This is a genomic window from Labrys sp. ALF-8 (assembly GCF_059699065.1).
Genome location: NZ_AP048538.1, coordinates 1,235,751 through 1,255,153 on the forward strand (window position 1 = coordinate 1,235,751; position 19,403 = coordinate 1,255,153).

General features: G+C 63.2%; 17 protein-coding genes. 12 read left to right on the forward strand and 5 right to left on the reverse strand.

Features of this window, described 5'->3' with window-relative positions:
* Positions 1-178 precede the first annotated feature (178 nt).
* Positions 179-913, reverse strand: a complete 735-nt coding sequence (locus tag AC6H34_RS25685) for an SDR family oxidoreductase (RefSeq protein ID WP_497540665.1) — start codon at positions 911-913, stop codon at positions 179-181.
* 191 nt (positions 914-1,104) lie between these two features.
* Between AC6H34_RS25685 and AC6H34_RS25690 the strand changes: the two genes are divergently transcribed.
* From AC6H34_RS25690 to AC6H34_RS25735, 10 genes are all read left to right on the forward strand, one after another.
* Positions 1,105-2,217, forward strand: coding sequence for a lactonase family protein (locus AC6H34_RS25690; RefSeq protein ID WP_497540666.1), 1,113 nt, complete (start codon positions 1,105-1,107; stop codon positions 2,215-2,217).
* A gap of 246 nt (positions 2,218-2,463) precedes the next feature.
* Positions 2,464-3,423 (forward strand): 2-hydroxyacid dehydrogenase, encoded by a 960-nt coding sequence (locus AC6H34_RS25695; RefSeq protein WP_497540667.1) that lies wholly within the window; start codon positions 2,464-2,466, stop codon positions 3,421-3,423.
* Between the two features lie 9 nt (positions 3,424-3,432).
* Positions 3,433-4,143, forward strand: coding sequence for a GntR family transcriptional regulator (locus AC6H34_RS25700; RefSeq protein WP_448147771.1), 711 nt, complete (start codon positions 3,433-3,435; stop codon positions 4,141-4,143).
* Positions 4,144-4,210: 67 nt separating this feature from the next.
* Positions 4,211-5,404, forward strand: a complete 1,194-nt coding sequence (locus AC6H34_RS25705) for an enolase C-terminal domain-like protein (RefSeq protein WP_497540668.1) — start codon at positions 4,211-4,213, stop codon at positions 5,402-5,404.
* On the forward strand, positions 5,397-6,230 hold the full coding sequence (locus AC6H34_RS25710; protein WP_497540669.1) for an HpcH/HpaI aldolase family protein: 834 nt from the start codon (positions 5,397-5,399) through the stop codon (positions 6,228-6,230). The genes AC6H34_RS25705 and AC6H34_RS25710 overlap by 8 nt, the downstream gene beginning before the upstream one ends.
* A gap of 65 nt (positions 6,231-6,295) precedes the next feature.
* Positions 6,296-7,057, forward strand: coding sequence for an SDR family NAD(P)-dependent oxidoreductase (locus tag AC6H34_RS25715; RefSeq protein WP_497540670.1), 762 nt, complete (start codon positions 6,296-6,298; stop codon positions 7,055-7,057).
* 139 nt (positions 7,058-7,196) lie between these two features.
* On the forward strand, positions 7,197-8,642 hold the full coding sequence (locus AC6H34_RS25720) for a xylulokinase (RefSeq protein ID WP_497540671.1): 1,446 nt from the start codon (positions 7,197-7,199) through the stop codon (positions 8,640-8,642).
* A 25-nt stretch (positions 8,643-8,667) separates the two neighbouring features.
* The gene (locus AC6H34_RS25725; protein ID WP_448147776.1) at positions 8,668-9,582 is read left to right on the forward strand and encodes a sugar ABC transporter substrate-binding protein; all 915 of its coding nucleotides are present in this window, start codon (positions 8,668-8,670) and stop codon (positions 9,580-9,582) included.
* Between the two features lie 12 nt (positions 9,583-9,594).
* Positions 9,595-11,106: a sugar ABC transporter ATP-binding protein gene (locus tag AC6H34_RS25730; protein WP_497540672.1), complete on the forward strand. Its 1,512-nt coding sequence runs from the start codon at positions 9,595-9,597 to the stop codon at positions 11,104-11,106.
* Entirely contained in the window at positions 11,103-12,029 is a 927-nt protein-coding gene (locus AC6H34_RS25735) for an ABC transporter permease (RefSeq protein WP_497540673.1), read from the forward strand. Before AC6H34_RS25730 ends, AC6H34_RS25735 begins: the two co-directional genes overlap by 4 nt.
* Before the next feature lie 18 nt (positions 12,030-12,047).
* Here the strand turns inward: AC6H34_RS25735 and AC6H34_RS25740 are convergent, their stop codons facing one another.
* Positions 12,048-13,406, reverse strand: a complete 1,359-nt coding sequence (locus AC6H34_RS25740) for a glucoamylase family protein (RefSeq protein ID WP_497540674.1) — start codon at positions 13,404-13,406, stop codon at positions 12,048-12,050.
* A gap of 71 nt (positions 13,407-13,477) precedes the next feature.
* Positions 13,478-15,244, reverse strand: coding sequence for an ABC transporter ATP-binding protein/permease (locus tag AC6H34_RS25745; protein WP_497541282.1), 1,767 nt, complete (start codon positions 15,242-15,244; stop codon positions 13,478-13,480).
* Positions 15,245-15,510: 266 nt separating this feature from the next.
* On the opposite strand from AC6H34_RS25745, the gene AC6H34_RS25750 reads away from it, so the two are divergent.
* Both AC6H34_RS25750 and AC6H34_RS25755 read left to right on the forward strand, forming a co-directional pair.
* The gene (locus tag AC6H34_RS25750; RefSeq protein WP_497540675.1) at positions 15,511-16,302 is read left to right on the forward strand and encodes a DeoR/GlpR family DNA-binding transcription regulator; all 792 of its coding nucleotides are present in this window, start codon (positions 15,511-15,513) and stop codon (positions 16,300-16,302) included.
* A complete protein-coding gene (locus tag AC6H34_RS25755; protein ID WP_497540676.1) occupies positions 16,295-17,476 on the forward strand; it encodes an MFS transporter in 1,182 nt (393 codons plus the stop codon). Before AC6H34_RS25750 ends, AC6H34_RS25755 begins: the two co-directional genes overlap by 8 nt.
* Here AC6H34_RS25755 and cls read toward each other — a convergent pair.
* Positions 17,460-18,896, reverse strand: coding sequence for a cardiolipin synthase (gene cls, locus AC6H34_RS25760; protein ID WP_448147783.1), 1,437 nt, complete (start codon positions 18,894-18,896; stop codon positions 17,460-17,462). The two genes, AC6H34_RS25755 and cls, sit on opposite strands and share 17 nt — an antisense overlap.
* 89 nt (positions 18,897-18,985) lie before the next feature.
* A complete protein-coding gene (locus AC6H34_RS25765; RefSeq protein WP_413993479.1) occupies positions 18,986-19,267 on the reverse strand; it encodes a YMGG-like glycine zipper-containing protein in 282 nt (93 codons plus the stop codon).
* Between the last annotated feature and the right edge of the window lie 136 nt (positions 19,268-19,403).

Genomic DNA, 19,403 nt, shown 5'->3' on the forward strand with positions numbered 1-19,403 from the left:
CATTCTGGACCTATGGCAGATGAAATTGTCATATTCTACCGACCTCACGGGCAATTCGGAGGATTGTCCCTTGCAAAATTGAGCCATTGCAAAGCGAGATCGATCGCAATTCATGCAAAAAAGCCCTCCTCGAAAATCGAAGAGGGCTTTGATCACACCTGTTCGGAGAACAGCGTCGTCAGCCCGTCCAGCCGCCGTCGATGATGTGCACCTGGCCGGTCGTGTAAGTGGCTCCCGCCAGGTAGACGACGAGATCGGCGATTTCCTCGGGCTGGCCGATGCGGCCGATCGGCTGACGGGCGGTGAATGCGGCCCGTGCCGCCTCATAGTCGCCCGTCGCCGCCAAACGATCGCGCAAGGACGGGCTCTCCACCGTGCCAGGCGCGATGGCGTTGCAGCGGATGCCCTTGCCGACATAGTCCGCCGCCACCGACTTGGTGATCCCGACCACTGCGGCCTTGGAAGCCTGGTAGGCAAAGCGATTGGAGATGCCCTTCACGCTGGAGGCGACCGATGACATGTTGATGATGGCACCATCGCCCTTTTCCAGCATGTGCGGGAGGAACGCCCGGATCATGCGGAACATCGCCGTCGCGTTGAGGTCGAAGGCGAAGGTCCAATCCTTCTCGCTGCAGTCGAGGATGGTGCCGGCGTGTACCACACCGGCGCAATTGAAGAGAATGTCCACCGCCGCTCCATGGCGTTCGGCGATGGCCGCGATGGCATCCGGGGACAACACATCCAGGCGCTCGACCGTGATTCGGTCCGAGGCGAGGTCAGTCATCTTGTCCACGGCGATATCGGTGGCGATCACGCGCGCGCCGGCCGCTGCCAACGCTTCGGCCGAGGCCCGGCCTATGCCTTGGGCCGCCGCCGTCACCAGCGCCGTCTTGCCTTGCAGGGAATGGGACATCTCGCTCTCCGTTCTCGATTTTCTGGATTGTCATCATGAACTGATAACGGCTTTTGTATGAATAATTCAAACCCTGATCAGCAGCGCGACGTCATGCCTCTGCGCAGCTTTTCCGGCCCCGCGGTTGCCCGGGCTTTCCCCGTCCAATATGGTCGGCCTGCAAAAGCGATCGAGTCTACAGGCGGGGTTTCATGTCCGGACAGCGTACCTATCTTTATGTCGGCGGCGCGACGCGTCCCACTCCCTACTACCCCACCAACAATGCCAAGGGTATTTCCGCCTTTACGTTCGACCCGGCGACAGGTGCGATCGCCTCGATCGGCCTGATCGAGGGCATCGACAATCCCACCTGGATCGGCGTGGATGCCAAGCACAAGGCACTCCACGTCACGAGCGAGGTGGTGGGCTGGAACGAGGGCACGGTCTCCGCCTATGCGATCGATCCCGCCACCGGCAACCTCAGCTACATCAACAAGCAGCCCACGCTCGGCAGTATTGCAGCCCATGACAGCCGCGATCGCACCGGCAATTTCCTGCTGGTCGCCAACTACAGCCTGATGCCGGAGAGCGAACTCCCCAACAAGGCCATCGCCATTCTCCCGATCAGGGAGGATGGCGGCCTGAAGCCTCCGGTGAGCGATGCCACCCATTCAGGCACCGGCCCGGACCCTGAACGCCAGGAACGCCCGCACCCGCATTGCGTGAGGACCACCCCCGACAATCGTTACGTCGTCGTATCGGATCTCGGCCTCGACCTCCTGGTGATCTACCGCTTCGATAGCCAGACCGGCGGCATCAGCCGGGCGGGGGCCGCCTCCCTCCCTCCTGGTGCCGGCCCACGCCATTTCGTCTTCCACCCCCGCGGTCAGTTCCTGTTCGTTGCCAACGAAATGGGATCGAGCGTCACGTCCTTCACCTTCGAGCCCGAGCAGGCCAAGCTCACGGCCATTGCGACGGTCTCGACCCTGCCGGAATCGGCCGGCACCGAAAGCTATTGTGCGGAAATCGCCATTTCGGCCGACGGCGCCTATCTCTACGTCGCCAATCGCGGGCATGACAGCATCGCAGTCTTTGCAGTCGACAGCGAGGGCGGCCTGACGCTCGAGCACAACGTGCCCTCGATCGCCCAGTTCCCGCGCCACTTCGCCATCGACCCTTCCGGCAATTTCATGGTGGTGGCGGGTCAGAACAACGACAAGCTCGTAGTGTTCGCGGTGAGCCGCGACACCGGCGAACTGACGCCGACCGGCATTGAGGTGCAGACGGGCACGCCGACCTGCGTGGCGTTCTTCCAGGCGGAATAATCCCAGGCTGCTTTTCGCTGGAAGGCGATCGGGCAAATGTGGAGAGTGCGGCGGCAAGAGCAGCCCCGCGCTCCTCGGATGTTGCGTCGTGCCTCAAGCCGGCTCGCATGTATGGCCAGCACTCCAGCCTTCTGAGGCGCATCGCGAGGGGTTTCACCCCTTGTCGCCCTCCCGACTGATATGTTACATACCAGATGCAAGGCCGCGATAGCCGGCCGCTTTCGGGACGGAAACAAGGTGGGTGCCATGACTTCGGCAGCGTCGTTTCCCGATGTCGAACTCGCCTTGATCGGGGGGCAGCAGCCCTTCGTGATCGAGGAGCTGAAGAGACGCTTCAAGATCCACCTCGTCTACGCGGAAGCCGACCCGTTTGCTGCCCTGGACCGCATAGGCAGCTCTATTCGCGGCGCCGTCAGCCACGGCATGGCGGGATTGACGCGGCGCCACATCGAGCTGATGCCTCGACTGGAGATCTGTGCGCTGAACGGCGTCGGCCTGGAAACCAGCGACCTTCCGGCCATTCGCAAGCGCGGCATCAAGCTTACCACGACGCCGGTCCTCTTCGATGATGTCGCCGACCTGGCCGTCAGCCTCGCCCTCTCCTGCTGTCGGCAGATCCCCCTCGCCGATCGTTTCGTACGCAGCCAGGAATGGGAAAAGGAACGCCTGCCGCTCGGTCGCAAGCTCACCGGCTCACGCGTGGGGATCCTGGGCCTCGGCCGCATCGGCCTTGAGGTCGCACGGCGCCTGGAGGCCTTCAAGACCCAGATATTCTATGCCGACCCCGTCGAACGTACGGACGTTCCCTATACGCGGGTGGCGGATGCGAGCACGCTGGCCTCGACCGTCGACATCTTCTTCCTCTGCGCGGCCGGCAATCCCAGGGGCGCGCCGCCGATGATAGGCCGCGAGATCTTCGATGCACTCGGGCCGCGCGGCATCTTCGTCAACATTGCCCGCGGCTGGCTGGTGAACGAGCCCGAATTGATAAAGGCCTTGCAAGAAAAGCGTCTCGGGGCAGCGGGCCTCGATGTCTTCTACGACGAACCGCGCGTGCCGGCCGCACTGAGGCAGCTCGACAATGCCGTGCTCACGCCGCATATCGCCTCCTCGACGGAAGAAACGATGCGGGCCATGGGGGCCTGCGTCATAGACAACCTCGTCAGCTGGTTTTCCGGACGAGGCGCCCTCACCTCGGTAACCTGAGGAGCGCCCGTGATCATATCCAATCCGGCAGCTCTCACCCCGCTCGAACGCCTGGCCCGTCCGCGTTCCCTCGCCGAACTGGTGATCCACGAGATCCGAGAGCTCATCGTCTCCGGACGGCTGGGGCCGGGCGAGCAGCTCTCGGAGAGCGTGCTGGCCGAGCAACTGGGCGTCAGCCGGACGCCGGTACGGGAGGCCTTCCTGCGTCTCGAAACGGAGCATCTGGTCGAGGTGCGTCCGCAGCGCGGCACCTTCGTTTTCCAGTACAACGAGGCCCAGCTGCGAGATATCTGCGAACTGCGCGAGGTGCTGGAGACGGGCGCTCTTCGCATCGCGATATCACGCAACCGCGAGGCGCTGGTAAGCCAGCTCGACAAGGTAGCCAGTCTCAGCGAAACCGAATCCACGCCGAACCTGGCTGATTATCAGTCACTGGATAACGCCTTCCACGAGGCCCTGGTCAAGGCCAGCGAGAACAGGGAACTGATCGAGGCCTATGCCCGCATTTCCGGCCGGGTGCGCACCATTCGCTATCGCCTGACGCGTACCCCGCAACAGCTTGCGGACTCGCGCGCAAGCCATCGCGAGATCGTCGAGGCCATAAGAGCCGGACGCGATGCCGAGGCCGTCACGAGCCTGGGCCTGCATGTCTACAATCCCTACGAACTCTTCCGCCGCATGGGCGAACTGAAGGGCGGAAGCGTGGAGGGCCAAGCCTAGGCGCGGGCCCTCGATATTGCCGGTCTGCGTTCGATTTCGAACCGAAGCCTCAGGGAGATCGGCAGCAATGAAGATTACCGGCATAAGGATCCGCCGCGTTCACGGCACCATGGCGACGGAAGGGAGGTTCTGGGAGGAACGCCTCGTCCGCCCCATCGATATCTATCCCGAATATCGTGACCAGGGCCCCTGGGAAGGCGGCGAACAGATCGACGACGGCGGCCTCCGGCTGGTTCAGGACTTCCTCGAGATCCACACCGACGAGGGCGTCGTGGGTACGGCCGGACCGATCTGGCAGGACTGCTCGCATCTCATCCTCACCCAGTTGAAACCCATCGTCATGGGCAAGGACCCACTAGCGATCGAGCTGCTCTGGGATCAGATGCACCGCCTGCAGGTGCATGGACGCCAGGGGATTCCGATGGTGGCGATATCGGCGATCGACTGCGCGCTATGGGATTTGAAGGGAAAGGTCTTCAACCAGCCCCTTTGGCGCATTCTCGGCGGGCCGACGCGGGAGAGCATCCCCGCCTATGCCTCGATGCTCGGCTACGCCGTGCTCGACCCCGGCAAGGTGCGCGAGCGGGCGCTCGAATACAAGGCGAAGGGATACAAGGCCCAGAAATGGTTCATCCGGCACGGACCGATGGCGGGCCATGATGGCCTCATGCAGAACGTCGCCCTCGTGCGCACGCTGCGGGAGACGCTCGGAGACGACTACGACATCATGATCGACTGCTGGCAGAGCCTCAACCTCGACTATGCCATCGACTTCTGCTCCCGCATCGAGGAATTCCGCCCGCGCTGGATCGAAGAGTGCTTCATGCCGGACCGCATCGACAGCCATGCCAAGCTGAAAGCCAAGACCAGGATTCCGCTCTCGGGCGCCGAGCACGAATATACGCGCTGGGGTTTCAAGCGCTTCATCGAAAAGGAGGCGCTCGATATCTACCAGCCCGACATCTATTGGTGCGGCGGGTTGAGCGAGACACTGAAGATCGCCGCCTACGCCACGGTGCACGACCTCATCACCATCCCGCATGGTCATTCCACGCCGATCGGTATCCACTTCAGCGTTACGCAGTCGCCGATTCATACCCCGTACCAGGAGTTCCTGGTGAAGTGGAACGCCGTGAACATGCATTTCCTGAAGAACCCGCTCTGGCCGGTGAATGGCGACATCAACCTGCCCCATGCGCCCGGCGTCGACATGGAAATCGACCCGGCCAAGATCGAACGCGAGGAAGAAGTCCGTGTCTGAAGCAGAGGGACTGCAGGCGACGAGCGCTCCGGTCAGCGGCGGCTGGGGAACGCTCGCGCGGGTCAGGGCGATGAAGGAACGCCTCAGGGCCGGGCGGCCGGTGTTCGGTGCCTGGCTGGGCTTGAACGACCCGGTAGCCGCCGAGATCCTCGCCCGTACCGGCTTCGACTTCCTCCTCATCGACATGGAGCATGGCCCCTGGGACCTGGTGACGCTGCAGCACACGCTGATGGGCTTCAACGGCACTGAAACCGTCCCGATGGTGCGCGTGCCCTGGAACGATCATGTCCGCATCAAGCAGGTGCTCGACATGGGCGTCGAGGGCATCATGGCCCCCATGGTGCGCACCGTGGAGGAATGCCGGGCCCTGGTACGCGCCTGCCGCTACCCGCCGGTCGGCACGCGCGGCTTCGGGCCGCGTCGGGCTTCCAACTACTATCGCAACATCGAGGATTATGTTGCCGTCGCCAACGAGGCGCTATTCGTGATGCCGCAGATCGAGGACATCGCCACGCTCGACGTACTCGACGAGTTCCTGGCGGTGCCGGGCATCGACGCAGTGGCGATCGGTCCAAACGACCTGTCGGGCACGACCGGGCTCTTCCGCCAGCACCTGCATCCCACCAACAAGAACGCGATCGACCTGATAATCGATCGAGCCCGGGAGGCAGGCGTGCCGGTTAGCCTCGGCATCAACACCAGGCCGGCGGACCAGCGCGCACTGATCGAACGTGGCGTCCTGATCCTGACGACGACCTCGGATCTGGAACTGTTGGCTACAGGCTCGCGCCAATCGCTCGATGCCAATCGTCAGGCCATTGCCTGATCAGAAGACAGGTCGCGGGCGATCCCGCCCCGGCTCCAATGGTCATTTCAGCAAGGTTCGCTCTCGTGCCGTCTGCCCGTTTCCCAAGTCTTCGAAATCGCGTCACCTTCATCACCGGCGGCGGCTCAGGCATCGGAGCCGGCATGGTCGAGGCCTTTGTCGATCAAGGCGCGAAAGTCGCCTTCGTCGACATCCTCGAAGATGAGTCGAGAAATCTTGCCGAACGCCTTGCTGTCAAAGGTGAAAAACCTCTCTTCATTTCGTGCGACCTGCTCGATGTCCACGCGCTCGACGCAGCCATTCTCGAAGTCCGAAACAGGCTCGGGCCCATCCAGGTGCTGGTGAACAATGCCGCCAACGACATGCGCCAGCCCGTCGACGAAGTGACCGAGGCGGATTGGGAGCGCACCATGGGCCTCAACGTCAAGCATCAGTTCTTCGCCGCCCAGGCAGCGGGCCGGCAGATGCGAGAACTGGGCGCGGGATCGATCATCAACTTCTCCTCCGTCGCCTGGATGGAAGGATCCGGACCGATGACGACCTATACCACCGCCAAGGCTGCCGTCATCGGTCTCACCAACTCGCTCGCCCGCGAACTGGGTCCCTCGAACATCCGCGTCAATGCCATTGCGCCCGGTGCCGTCATCACCCAACGGCAAAGACGGCTATGGGTAAGCGAGGAGGACATGAAGAATTTCATCGACCGCCAATGCATGAAGCGCTCCCTGTTGCCGGAAGATATCGCACGAGCAGTCCTGTTCCTCGCGGCCGACGACAGCTTCATGATCACCAAGCAATGTCTCACCGTGGACGGCGGCTTGCGATAGAGGACCCGCAAGGGGCGCACAGCCCCGGCTGCCTTCGAATGCGGGTCGCCATCCAACGGTTGAAACACTGATTTGCGCTGGCTATGAATTTGCCGATCGGCTGCGTTGCCCGTGTTTCAGGCAGACGAAGGGCAATGGTGTGCGCCAACATGTTCTGATCCTCGATGTCGGCACTTCCGCCCTGAAGGCGGTGTTGTTCGGCGATGGCGGCACTGTGGTCGGCTCTGCCTCAGAACCTCTTGCAACCCAGACCGACGCCGACCGCTCCGTGGAGCAGAATGTCGAGGACTGGTGGCAGGCTGCCTGCCTCGCCGTCGCCAGGCTGCCTCATCGCGAGGCGGTCGGATCCGTGGGACTCACGGGCTCGATGCAGAACGTGATCGCACTCGCGCAAGACGGCCGCCCGCTAGGGCCGGCCATCCTTTATTCCGACCGACGTCTCAGTGCCGACGACATAGAAGCCGTGCGCTCGCGCCTGCCCGCCGATTATGGCGACCGTACAGGCAATCAGCTCGATCCCGCGCATTGCATCCTGAAACTGATGCACTTGGATCGCTTCTTCCCGGGGCGCGGCCTCGCCGAAGCCGGCACCGTTCTGTTCGGCGCAAAGGACGCAGTAATCCATCGAATGACAGGCAAGGCCGTCATCGATCCGACCACGGCGACGACGACCGGTCTCTACAATATCCGTGCCGGCCGTTGGGATCCAGACCTCGTGGCGGCCGCCGGCATCGGCCCGACGCAACTGCCCACCATCGGCGAGGCCTTCGTCTCCGCCGGCGTCCTGCTCCCGCAGCCGGCACACGAACTCGGCCTGCCGGCCGGGGTTCCCGTCTACCACGGAGCCGGCGACGGGGCTGCCGCCACATGGGGCGCCTTCGCAGACGAGTTGAATTCGGCCTATGTCTATCTGGGGACCACGGGCTGGGTGGCAGCCACCATGAGGCTCGAAGATGCCAGGCCCCCGCGCGATACCTACACCCTGTCCGATCCCTGCCATGCAGAGCGGGCCATCGTGATCGCGCCGATGCTCAATGCCGGCTCGGCGCTCGACTGGCTTGCTGAACTCACGAATCTCCCTCTCGGGGAACTGCTGCTGCAAGCGGGCGAGGTTGGCGCGGCACCGATCTTCCTTCCCTACCTTCTCGGTGAGCGCTCCCCCTTCGAAGATCAGGCCGTCCGCGGTGCGTTCATCGGCCTGGACAAAAGTCACGGCCCTGGTGCGCTCTGCCGCTCGGTGCTGGAAGGCATCGCGTTCGCCGTCCGCCATAATCTCGAGGCCGCCAATCTTCCGCCTATACCCCTTACCGTGATCGGTGGCGGTGCCCGCGGCACCCTGCAACTCCAATTGATCGCGGATGCGCTCAACCGACCGGTCCGTGCTCCCACCGCCAGCCAGGACATGCCGGCGCTCGGCACCTATCGGATGTTGACGCTCGGTGCCGATCTCGCACCTGTCCAGGACTTTGAGGAAGGCGCGACCGTCAATCCGCGAATTTCCCATGTCGCCCGCGCCGAACGGCGCTATCAGACCTATCTCTCGGCGTCAGGATTCGCGCGGAGCATCGCGCAAGACCTGAGCTGACAGGATTCAAACTGGAGAGGACCTCGTGAAACTTGGCATTTCCGTTCTGGCCGCGACTTTCGCCGGCCTTCTCGCCTCCACTGCCCAGGCCGAGGATGTCGCGGTGCTTACGCCCTACATCTCCTCCGTTGCCACGAATGAGATCGTCGACACCTTCAGGAAGGACGCGGAAGCCAAGGGCTGGAGCGTCAACGTCGTCGATACGCGAGGCGACATGCAGCAATTGGCGAGCCGCGTGGAAGACGTCACCAATGCGGGGGTGAAAGCCATCGTATTGGTGAGCGTCGATCCCAACCAGATCGCTGACCAGGTAGCGGCTGCCGCAGCCAAGAAGATCCCGGTCTTCGCGCTTGACGGCGCCCTCGCCCCGGGCATCTCCGCGAGCATTGCGACGGACAATTTCTCTTTGGGAACAATCCTCTCGGATAAGTTGTTCAAGCAGCTTGGCGGCAAGGGCAACATCGTCAAGTTCTACTACTCCGCTCATCCCGGCGTTCACCAGCGTGAACTCGCGCTCGACAAGGCCCTCGCCGCCAATCCAGGCATCAAGGTCATCGCCGATCATTACGTCCAGGTACCGGGCCCGATCGATGATAGCCGGAAGGCGATGGAGACCTTCATTCGCCAGTATGGCGACAAGATAGACGGTGTCTGGGCTGCCTGGGACGAACCGGCCATCGGCGCAGTTCTGGCACAGCAGGCCGATGCCCCCGATTCCCGGATGATCATCGCCGGGATCGACGGCAATCCGCAGGCAGTGGACCTCATCAAGCAATGCAGCAACCTGGTCGCCACGGTACGCCAGGACTTCCCCGGCATAGCCCATGCCGCCGTCGCGGAGATCGGGAACGCGCTGGCTGGCAAGCCCGTGAGCAAGCAGGAGATCCAGGTCGACGCGAAGGTGATCGATCGAGACAGTCTCGGCGTGCACTGCCCCTGAGCGAGCACGCGCATGCTTGAGATTACCGGGGTGAGGAAGCACTTCGACGGCGTGCGCGCCCTAGACGGCGTGGACATGTCGGTTGCGGCCGGCCGCGTCCATGCCCTGCTTGGCGAGAACGGGGCCGGCAAGTCGAGCCTCCTGAAAGTGCTTTGCGGCGTCTACCGCCCGGACGGCGGCGAAATCCGGCTCGCCGGTGAGATCTATGCACCGCAGACTCCGCGCCAGGCCGAGGCGGCGGGGCTGCGTTTCGTCCATCAGGAACTCAACCTCGTGCCCGCCTTCACGGCCTACGAGAATGCGTTCGTCGGACGACGATACCCTCGGCGTTTCGGCCTCATCGACTGGAAGGGCATGCATCGGAAACTGGCGGCGGCTCGGGAACGGCTCGGCATCGAACTGCCGCTGGACGTGCCGGTTCGTCACCTGTCGGTCGCTCAGTGCCAGCTTGTCGAGATCCTGCGTGCACTGGTCGACAATGCCCGCATCCTCGTGCTCGACGAGCCCACGGCCTCCCTCAGCGAAAAGGAGGCACGAACGCTGCGCAAGGTGGTGTCCGATCTCGCCGCCTCGGGATGCGCCGTCATCTTCGTCTCCCATCGCATGGAAGAGGTCTTCGAACTCGCGCAGGATTATACGATCCTGAGAAACGGCCTTACCGTCGGCACGGGCAAGCTCTCCCAGACGACCCCGCAGGAGGTAGTCGCCCGGATGGCGGGTGAAGCCTTCAGCCATATCCCCGCCGGCGCCCCGGCAGTGCAAGGCGGGACAATGCTGGAACTGCAGGCCTTCTCGGCCGGTCGTCACCGCAGGCCAGTCGACCTCGCGGCGGCGAAAGGCGAGATCATCGGCCTCTACGGCATGGTCGGCAGCGGGCGATCCAGCCTGCTCCAGGCAATCTGGGGAGCACGGCCCCAGGCAAGCGGCCGGATGATATTGAACGGCGTGTCCCTGCCGACCCGGGGCATCGCCCCACGTATCAGGGCCGGTGTGGCCTTTGCGCCCGAGGACCGGCGCAATGCGGGTCTGATGCTGCACCAGTCCATCCTCGACAATACGCTCCTGCCCCGCCTCGGCATGGCCCGCGCCGTGCCTCGCCTGCCGATCCTGTCCTGGTCCAAGGCGCGCCTGCGCGTCGGTGGCATGCTCGCGCGGCTGAACGTCAAATATGGCCGCCTCGCTGATCGCATCGGCACGCTTTCCGGCGGCAACCAGCAAAAAATCCTGGTTGGGCGCTGGTTCAGCGACAAGGTGCATCTCTACCTGCTCGATGAGCCCACGCGTGGCGTCGATGTTCGGTCCAAGGCGGAAATTCACGATCTGTGCCGCACGCTGGCCAGGAACGGCACGACTGTCATCTTCGCCACCAGCGATATCGAGGAACTGTTTGCCCTGGCCGGCCGCATCGTGGCGATGGCCGGCGGCGCAATCGTGCTCGACGCCCCTGCAGCGGCCCTCGACCGCAAGCAGGTGCTGGGAGCGACCTTCGGGGACCTGTCCCACAGCAACCGGAGGAGCGCATGAGTTCCCCTGCCCGTTTCGGCACGCTTTTCGGGCTTGCCGCCATCATGGCGGCCTTTGCGATTCTCTCGCCGGACTCCTTTGCCAAGGCCTCCAACCTCGTCAATATCACCCAGCAATCGTCGCTCCTCGCCATCGTGGCGCTGGGTGCCACCTATGTGATGGTGCTGTCGGAGTTCGACCTGTCGGTCGGGGCGGTGGTATCCTGGGCAGCGATCCTCTGCGTCAGCCTGTTCAAGCTGGGCTGGGGAATGCCCGAGACGATTGCCCTCACCCTTGCTTCCTCCGCCGCTGTCGGTTGCGTGAACGGCTATTTCGTATCGCGCCTTCGGGTGCCCAGCTTCATCGCCACCCTGGCCATCGGCACCATCGTCGGAGGCGCGACCTTCTGGATCAGTGACGGTGCGACGCTGTTCGGCAATATCCCGATCGCCTTCCGTGACATGGGGCGCGGAACGCTTGCGGGCATTCCGGTGCCGACGATATGGGCGATAGCCATGACCCTCCTGTCGATCTTCGTGCTGGACTATACCGAGGCCGGCAGGCGCATGGCCGCGATCGGCGGCAACCGCGAGGCTGCACGCCTCACCGGAGTGCCGATGATCTCCACCACGGTCCTCGGGTTCGGCGCCTGTACCCTTTTCGCCGGCGTGGTGGGTCTGCTGCTGACCGCCAGGCTCGGCAGCGCCCAACCGACGGGCGGAAACGGCTTCCTCCTGCAGGCTTACGCGGCGGCGTTCCTGGGGATGACCGCCTTTCGCGGCGGCGACGCCAATGCGCTCGGCACGTTGCTGGGCGCAGTCATCATCACGGTCGTGGCCAACGGGCTCACCGTCCTCGGCGTGCCCAATTATCTTCAGGACATCTTGACGGGCATGATCATCCTGGCAGCCGTCCTGGTGCGCAATCTCGGCGGCAAGGCTTAGCCTGGAGCTCTTCCCCGGTTATTTCAAATGCGGGCTTTCGAAGCCGAGTTTCCGCAGGCCGGCCTGAATCTCCGGTATCTTCATGAAAAGATCCCAGATCAGGCCGGTGCGATAATTCTCGATCATCACGACGATCGGCCCCTGGTCGATGGAGAGGAAGGTATCGGCGAACCAGTCCTTTCCCTCGCAGAACGCGTCCACGAAGCCGAAGCGGCCCCAGATCTTGTCGCCATATTTCCTCAGGAAATGCCGCAGTGCGGCCATGGCCTCCCTGGGGGCGTAGGGAAAGCTGGACAGGGCGGCCGTCGGGCTGATCACGCCATTGTCGTTGCTGGGCATGTGGGCGTCGTAGCCGGCGGGATCGTCGCTCGCCGTCAGTCCCCAGCAGTCCGGACCATAACCCGCGTGACCGTGCGGATTGATGACGCAGTGCTGATAATTGATCAGCGTATGCGCCACATTCTGCCGCCAATAGTCCGCATAGGCGTCCTTCAGGCCGCGCGGATCGAGGCCGAGGAAGGAATAATGCGCCCAGAACAGCGGCCCGCCGCGATCGGGGCCGATCGGCAATTCGATGCCGTAATAGCTGCGTGGCGCACCATAGTCGCGCGCCTGGACGAAGCCACGGTGATAGGCAGCGGGATCGATAGGGTAGCGCGGCGCCGATACCGCCATCAGATAGACGATCAGGCACTCATTCCAGCCATGGATGTCATGATCCAGCACGAAGCCGTTGTTGGGGCTCCAGTGCCAGTAGAGCGAATGCCGCCCCTGGGTGTACCAGTTCCACTCGATCTCGCCCCAAAGCCCCGTTATGCGCTCGCGCAGGCGCCTTTCAGCGGGGGTATCAGCAACGAAATATTGGCGCGCGCAAAGCAGCCCCTGGAACAGGAACGCCGTCTCGACCAGGTCTCCGCCATCATCCTTGCGGCTGAACGGCCACACCTTGCCGGTCTCGCCATGCATGAAATGTGAATAGGCGCCGTGGAAGCAGGTGGTGGGTTCGATGATGTCGATGATGCGGACAAGCCGGGCCAGCCCCTCCTCCCGGGAAATCCAGCCACGTTCCATCGCCACGATCATCGACATGATCCCGAAGCCGGTGCCACCGGTCGTGACCAGGTCGCCGGGCGTATCGGCCGTGCGGGTGGTGCGGTCCCGGGCCATGCCGCTGACAGGCTCCGCCCCCTCCCAGAAGAAGCGGAAGGTCTGACGTTGCACCGCCTCCAGCAAATCATCGTCCGTCAGATCGGCAAGATCGGCAGCGGTGTAGAGGCCGGACTTCACGCCCTTGCCCTCTGCCGCCTTGGAGACGGCTTTTCCGCCGTCCTTGCCACCCTTGGGAGCCTTCTTCTTCGTGCTCTTGTCTTTCGCCATGTCGATGCTTCCGCCCGTCAGCGTTGTGTTTTTGATGTTTCAGTTCAAGAAGTCATGATTTCATTTTGAAATCATATGTCATTTCCAAATCCCCAGAAGGACTGTCGGGTGTCCTCGGCCGGTTCCGGTTCCTCGGCCTCGACATCTCCGCGGTCGTTGACCAGATGCACTGTCCGGGGAAACACCTCGGCTTTCGCGCCCACCCGGCCAATATGCATGATCGCGGACTTGGCCAGATCGTTCTGAATGATCCTGTAGGCCTTTTCCCGTGTTTCCTCATCCAGTCCTTCAAGTGCCTCGTCGATGACGATCCACGCCGGCTTCTGCAGGGCGAGGCGTGCGAAGGCAAGTGCCTGCTGCTCCTCGTCGCCGAGATCCTTGTCCCAGCGGATATTGCGGTCAAGATCGGATGTCAGATGCCCGAGGCCGATCGCCGTCAGGGCGTTCTTGAAATCGTCCTGCTCGAACTTGGCGACGGGCTGGGGATAGGAAAGCACCTGTCGCAGGCTGCCTTGCGGGAGATAGGGACGGCGCGGCATGAAGGTGACCTGCTCACCCTTGGGCATGCTGACACTCCCCTCACCGAACGGCCACAGGCCCGCGATGGTCCGGAACAACAGCGTCTTGTTGGTTCCAGGCTCGCTCACGACCAGCATCCTCTCCCCGCTCTTGAGCTCGATTTTCTGCTCCTGAAGCCTGGTCCGCCCCGTTGGAGATTCGATCATAAGACCGTCGAGCTTGATCTCGCTGTCCTCGGATTCGGAGAATTCGATGCGGCTGACATTGGATTGCAGCTTGTCGACCTCGGTGACCGCATGGCGGAAATTGGCGACGCGGAGCAGCGTGGCGCGCCAGTCGGCGATCTGGCTGAAATTGTCGACGAACCAGCGAAGCTGAGACTGAACCTGGTTGAAGGCCCCGACGGCCAGCATCAGGCCACCAAAGGTCAGGTTGCCGGCGAAATAGATCGGTGCAGCCACCAGAAAGGGGGCAAGGTTGGTGAACCAGCCATAGCCGGATGTCACCCAGGCAAGCTTCGTGGTGGCGGTGACAAGGCGCCGCATCGCCATCAGCACCGCCTTGAGGTCGAGGTTGAGCTGGCGCTCCTCATCCTTCTCGCCGTTGTTGAGCGAGATGGCGTCGACATGCTCGCTGACGCGCACCAGCGAGAAGCGAAACTCCGCCTCGCGGGCATAGCGGTCGGCGTTGAGGCTGATCAGCGGGCCGCCGACATGCCACGACAGCAGCGAAGCGGTGATGGCATAGAAGACGGCCGCCCAGACCATGTAACCGGGGATGGCGATACTGTAGCCATAGACCTCGAAGACGAAGCCGCTCGAAGCGTTCCAGAGCACCGCGATGAAACTGACCAGCAGGATGGAGGCCGACAGAAGGCCGATGCCGAGGTCCGTCGACAATTCCGTCAGATGACGGGCATCCTCATGCAGGCGCTGGTCGGGGTTGACGCCGATCTTGCTGGAGTTGGCGAGACGAAAGGCCCGACGAGGCTTCATCCATTGGTTGATGAGATCTTCCACAAGCCCCTGTCGGAGCTTGAGCTTGACCATGTAGTTCAGCCAGGTCTGCGTCACGTTCAGGATCAGCAGCCCGCCGGCGATGGCCAGGAAGACGAGGATCTGCTGGAGGAACTCGGACAGGTCCTTGCGCGCCAGCGCATCGTAGAAGGGCTGGTTCCAGGCATTGAGCAGGATCTGGAAATAGGCGGTGACGGCGATGACCAGGAAGACGCCGACGATCAGGAGGAGCAACTGGTTGCGATGGGGCGAGTTTATGAAGGCACGGGCCATCATGTTGAGCTGCAACAGCAGCCCACCCATGGATTGTTCGGACTGCCCGGCCTTGTCGGGTTCGTTGCTCGGCTCGTCGGCAGGAGGCCCGCCGGATTGTGCAACCATGAATCACTCTCCGCCGCGACTATAGCCGGTCATTGTCGAGAGTCATCCTCAAGCATGCAGGCAGGCATGGCCACGCCGTAAACTTGCGCAGGAAGGCGCGCTTGTTTTTGCGTTTATTTGCACGATTGCACTTGATTCACGCAACATGACGCGACATAAGGCAAGCACACACGGAAGGTTGATCGCCCATGGATTCCGACATCCTCCTCGATGGCGGCCTTATCCCCGCCGAAAGACAGCGCCTGCTGCTCGAACGGATCGAGCAGGACGGCCGCATTGCATCCGCGCAGGCAGCCCTCGACTTCGGCGTTTCCGAGGACACGATTCGCCGCGACATGCGCGAACTCGCCGATGCCGGTCTCGTCGACCGGGTCCATGGCGGCGCCCTGCGAAAATCGAAAGCTTCCCATCGCTTTGACAGACGGGTGGTCACCAACGAGTCCCAGAAGACCCAGCTTGCGGCTCGCGCACTCCCTTTCGTTGCACCGGACATGGTCGTTCTGCTCGACCAGAGCACCAGTAACCTGATGCTCGCCCGGCAATTGCCCATCGATGCTGGCCTTACCGTCATCACGCCCTCTCCCGATATCGCGGTTGCGGCGCTGGACCGGGGCTTGACCAGGACCAGGCTCATGCTGATCGGAGGCATGATCGACCCTTCCTCGCGAAGCGCAAGCGGCGCTGGAGCCCTCGAACAGGTGGCCGGAATGAAGCCGGACCTCTGCTTCCTCGGCGCCTGCGCCGTCGACCTCATCGATGGGGTGACAGCCGTGGACTATGAGGATACCTGCCTGAAGCGGGCCATGGTCGCCGCTTCCCGCTCCGTGATTGCCTTGATCACGGCGGACAAGCTCGACACCAGTTCGGCCTACAAGGTCGCCCCATTCAGCCGCCTCGACCACATGATCACGGAGCGCGGGGTTTCCGACACCATCCTGCAGCGCTACTCGAACAGCGGCGTGGAGATCCACCTTGCCTGATACCACGCGTCCCCTCACCGGCTGGCCGGTCTGGCATCCGACCGCCGCCATCTTCTTCGTCAACGGCGCGCTCTACGGCGTCTGGGCCACGCAGATCCCGCTCGCGCAGATCCGGCTCGGCCTCGACCCCATCGTGCTGAGCACGGCGTTGCTGATGCTCGGCGCCGGCGCGGTCATCGCCATGACCGGCAGCGGCTGGATCATCCAGCGCCTCGGCACGGCAGCCCTGATCCGCATGAGCGGTCTCATATTCTGCGCCCTCATGCCCCTGATCCCGCTCGCGCCCGATGCTCCGCTCCTCTGTGCCATCGTCTTCTTCTTCGGCGCCAGCGGCGGCTGCATGGATGTGGCCATGAACGCAGACGCAGCCCGGGTGGAGAAGGAAGCGGCACGACCCTACATGTCTTCCTTCCACGGCATGTGGAGCCTGGGCGGCTTCGTGGGCGCGGGCCTTGCCACCCTGCTGTTGAAGTGGACCGACGGCTCCGTCCAGGCCCTGGTGATGGCGACCTTCCTCTTCATCATCTTTGCCTGGGGCCAGAGGGGGCTCGGGGCGGGCCGGGTCACCGTAGCCGCCGGCGGACACCGCTCGGGCTCGCTGAGGCCGGCCTACCTCGCAATCCTCATAGGCCTGATGGCCGCTCTTACCTTCAGCGGCGAGGGCGTGGTGCTCGACTGGGCCGCCATCTTCCTGCGCGAGCATATCGGCGCCGATCCCGCGCTGGCCAATGTCGGCTACCAGGCCTTTGCCGGTTCTATGGCAACCATGCGCTTCTTCGGCGATGCCATCCGCAGGCATATCGACGGCGTCACGCTGGTTCGTTGGGGATGCGTCCTCGCCTTTGTCGGCCTGCTCCTGGGACCGCTGTCCGGCAATGCATATATCGGCATTCTCGGCTATGCCCTCACCGGCATAGGCTTCTCCAATGTCGTGCCGGTCCTGTTCAGCGCGGCAGGCGCCATGCCTCGCCCCGAAGTCCAGATCGCCGCCGTTTCCACAATGGGCTATGCCGGCCTCCTGGCCGCACCGCCATTGCTGGGCGTCGTCGCACATGCAACCTCGCTCGCCGGCATCTTCTATGTCGCGGCGGCGGCAACGATCATCATCGCGGCACTGGCCTGGACCTGCGCACAGGGCGCGAGCGCCGCGCGCAGGGTTACAGAAGCGGGCTGACGAGGCGTGCGAGATTCTCCGCAACCTTGCGGATCCAGGGCCGCCGGCGCCAGACGTCCAGTTGGAGCAGATCGCTGTGGGCGATGTAGCTTTCCTGCATCCGCCGCAGCTGCTGGCCGATCTCGCGGTCGTAGATCACCACCGTGATCTCGGAATTCAGCACGAAGGACCGCATGTCCATGTTGCTGGAGCCGATCAGGGAAAGATCGGTGTCGATCGAGACATTCTTGGCGTGCAGGAATTTGTCCCGGAACAGGTGGATCTTCACGCCGACGGCCAGCAGGCCAGTGTAGTAGGACTCCTGCGCGAAGCGAACCAGCTTGTGGTCTGATACCTTCGGCACCACCAGATGGACGTCGACACCGCGCAGAACAGCGATCTGCATGGCCTTCTGCACCGGCTCGCTCGGCACGAAGTAAGGCGTGACGACGACCACATGCTGCAGAGCCGAGTGGATGGCGGTGACGATGAGGCTTTCTATGCCGCCGACCCGGTAGTCGGGACCGCTCGGCAGGACCTGTGCCGTTACGGTCCCGGCGGCGGGCATCGGCGACATCACGCTGTCGACCGGCAGTGCCTCATCCGTCTCCAGGAACCAGTCGGCCAGGAAGACCGCCTGCAGTTCGAGGACGATGGGCCCTTCAAGCCGCAGCATCAGTTCCTGGTTACCGGCATCGATGAGCGTGCGGGCGGCAATGATGTTCTGCGAACCCGCATAGGCGATCTGTCCATCGATCACCGCGATCTTACGATGGTTGCGCAGGTCGGCACGCGCCGACTTCCGGCGGAAGAAGGTAATGGGCAGGATGGGATGAACCTCGACCCCATAGTCCATGAGCTTGGCCCGAACCTCCCGCACCCACGGCCGCGAGCCGAGCGCATCGACGAGGACACGGCAGGTGACGCCTCGCTCTTGCGCCCGCCCCAACGCCTCCATGACCCTCTGGCCGACCGCATCGCTGGCGAAGATGTAGAACAGCAGGTGGACATGGCGTTCCGCGGCATCGATATCGGCCACGAGGCGATCCACCATGTGGGAATAATCCGCCAGGAACTCAGCCTTGGTCCCTTCCAGGACAGGCAGCTTGCCCAGTTTCTCGATCAGGATAGCGGCGCGGCTGAAACGCCGCGGCAGCTTCTCGCTGGCAACCTCCGTGAGTTCCAGGATCTTGTCGGCCGACAGCTTGAGGATGATCGGCAGGCGATCGAAGCGCTTGCGCCGCCAGCGCGGATAGGTAGCCCGGCCGATCAGCAGATAGAGCGCGAGCGCGGGCCAGGGAAGGAACATCACCAGCAGCAGCCAGCTTCGCGCGGCCTCGGACGTGCGCCGGAAGGGCACGACCACGATCATGATGATCCGGATAGCCCATTCGGAATAGAAATAGGCCCAGGTCAGAGCGCTGAAGTCCGGCAGCGGCAAGATATACGGGCCTTTCCAAACAAAAACACCCACGCAGGCATGCCGCGCGGGTGTAATCTAGTCAGACGATGGCCTGAAAGCCAGTATCCTTACGGGCACTGCACACGGCGATAACGCACGTTGCCGTAGTAGTCATAGTAACGGCGGGTGCAGGCGCGAGGGGTCGTCTCAGCGCCGACGATGGCGCCGGCAGCACCACCGAGCACACCGCCGACCACGGCACCGCCCGCGGAATGCGTAGCCAGGCCACCGATCAGAGCGCCGCCGCCGGCCCCGATGGCAGCGCCACCGAGCGCGCGGTCAGACCGCGAATATTCCGAGCAACCAGCGAGCAGGAGTCCCGCAGCTGCTACGACCAAAAGCTTCTTCATGAGAGTTCCTCCGTGAACGCCGATCCGCATCAACCATATACAGATACAACTGCGAGCAAAGCCCAATTCTTACATCATGCACATCATGAACCGGAGATGAATGACGATGTAAGCTTTGCCCTTGCTTCCGTCGTAG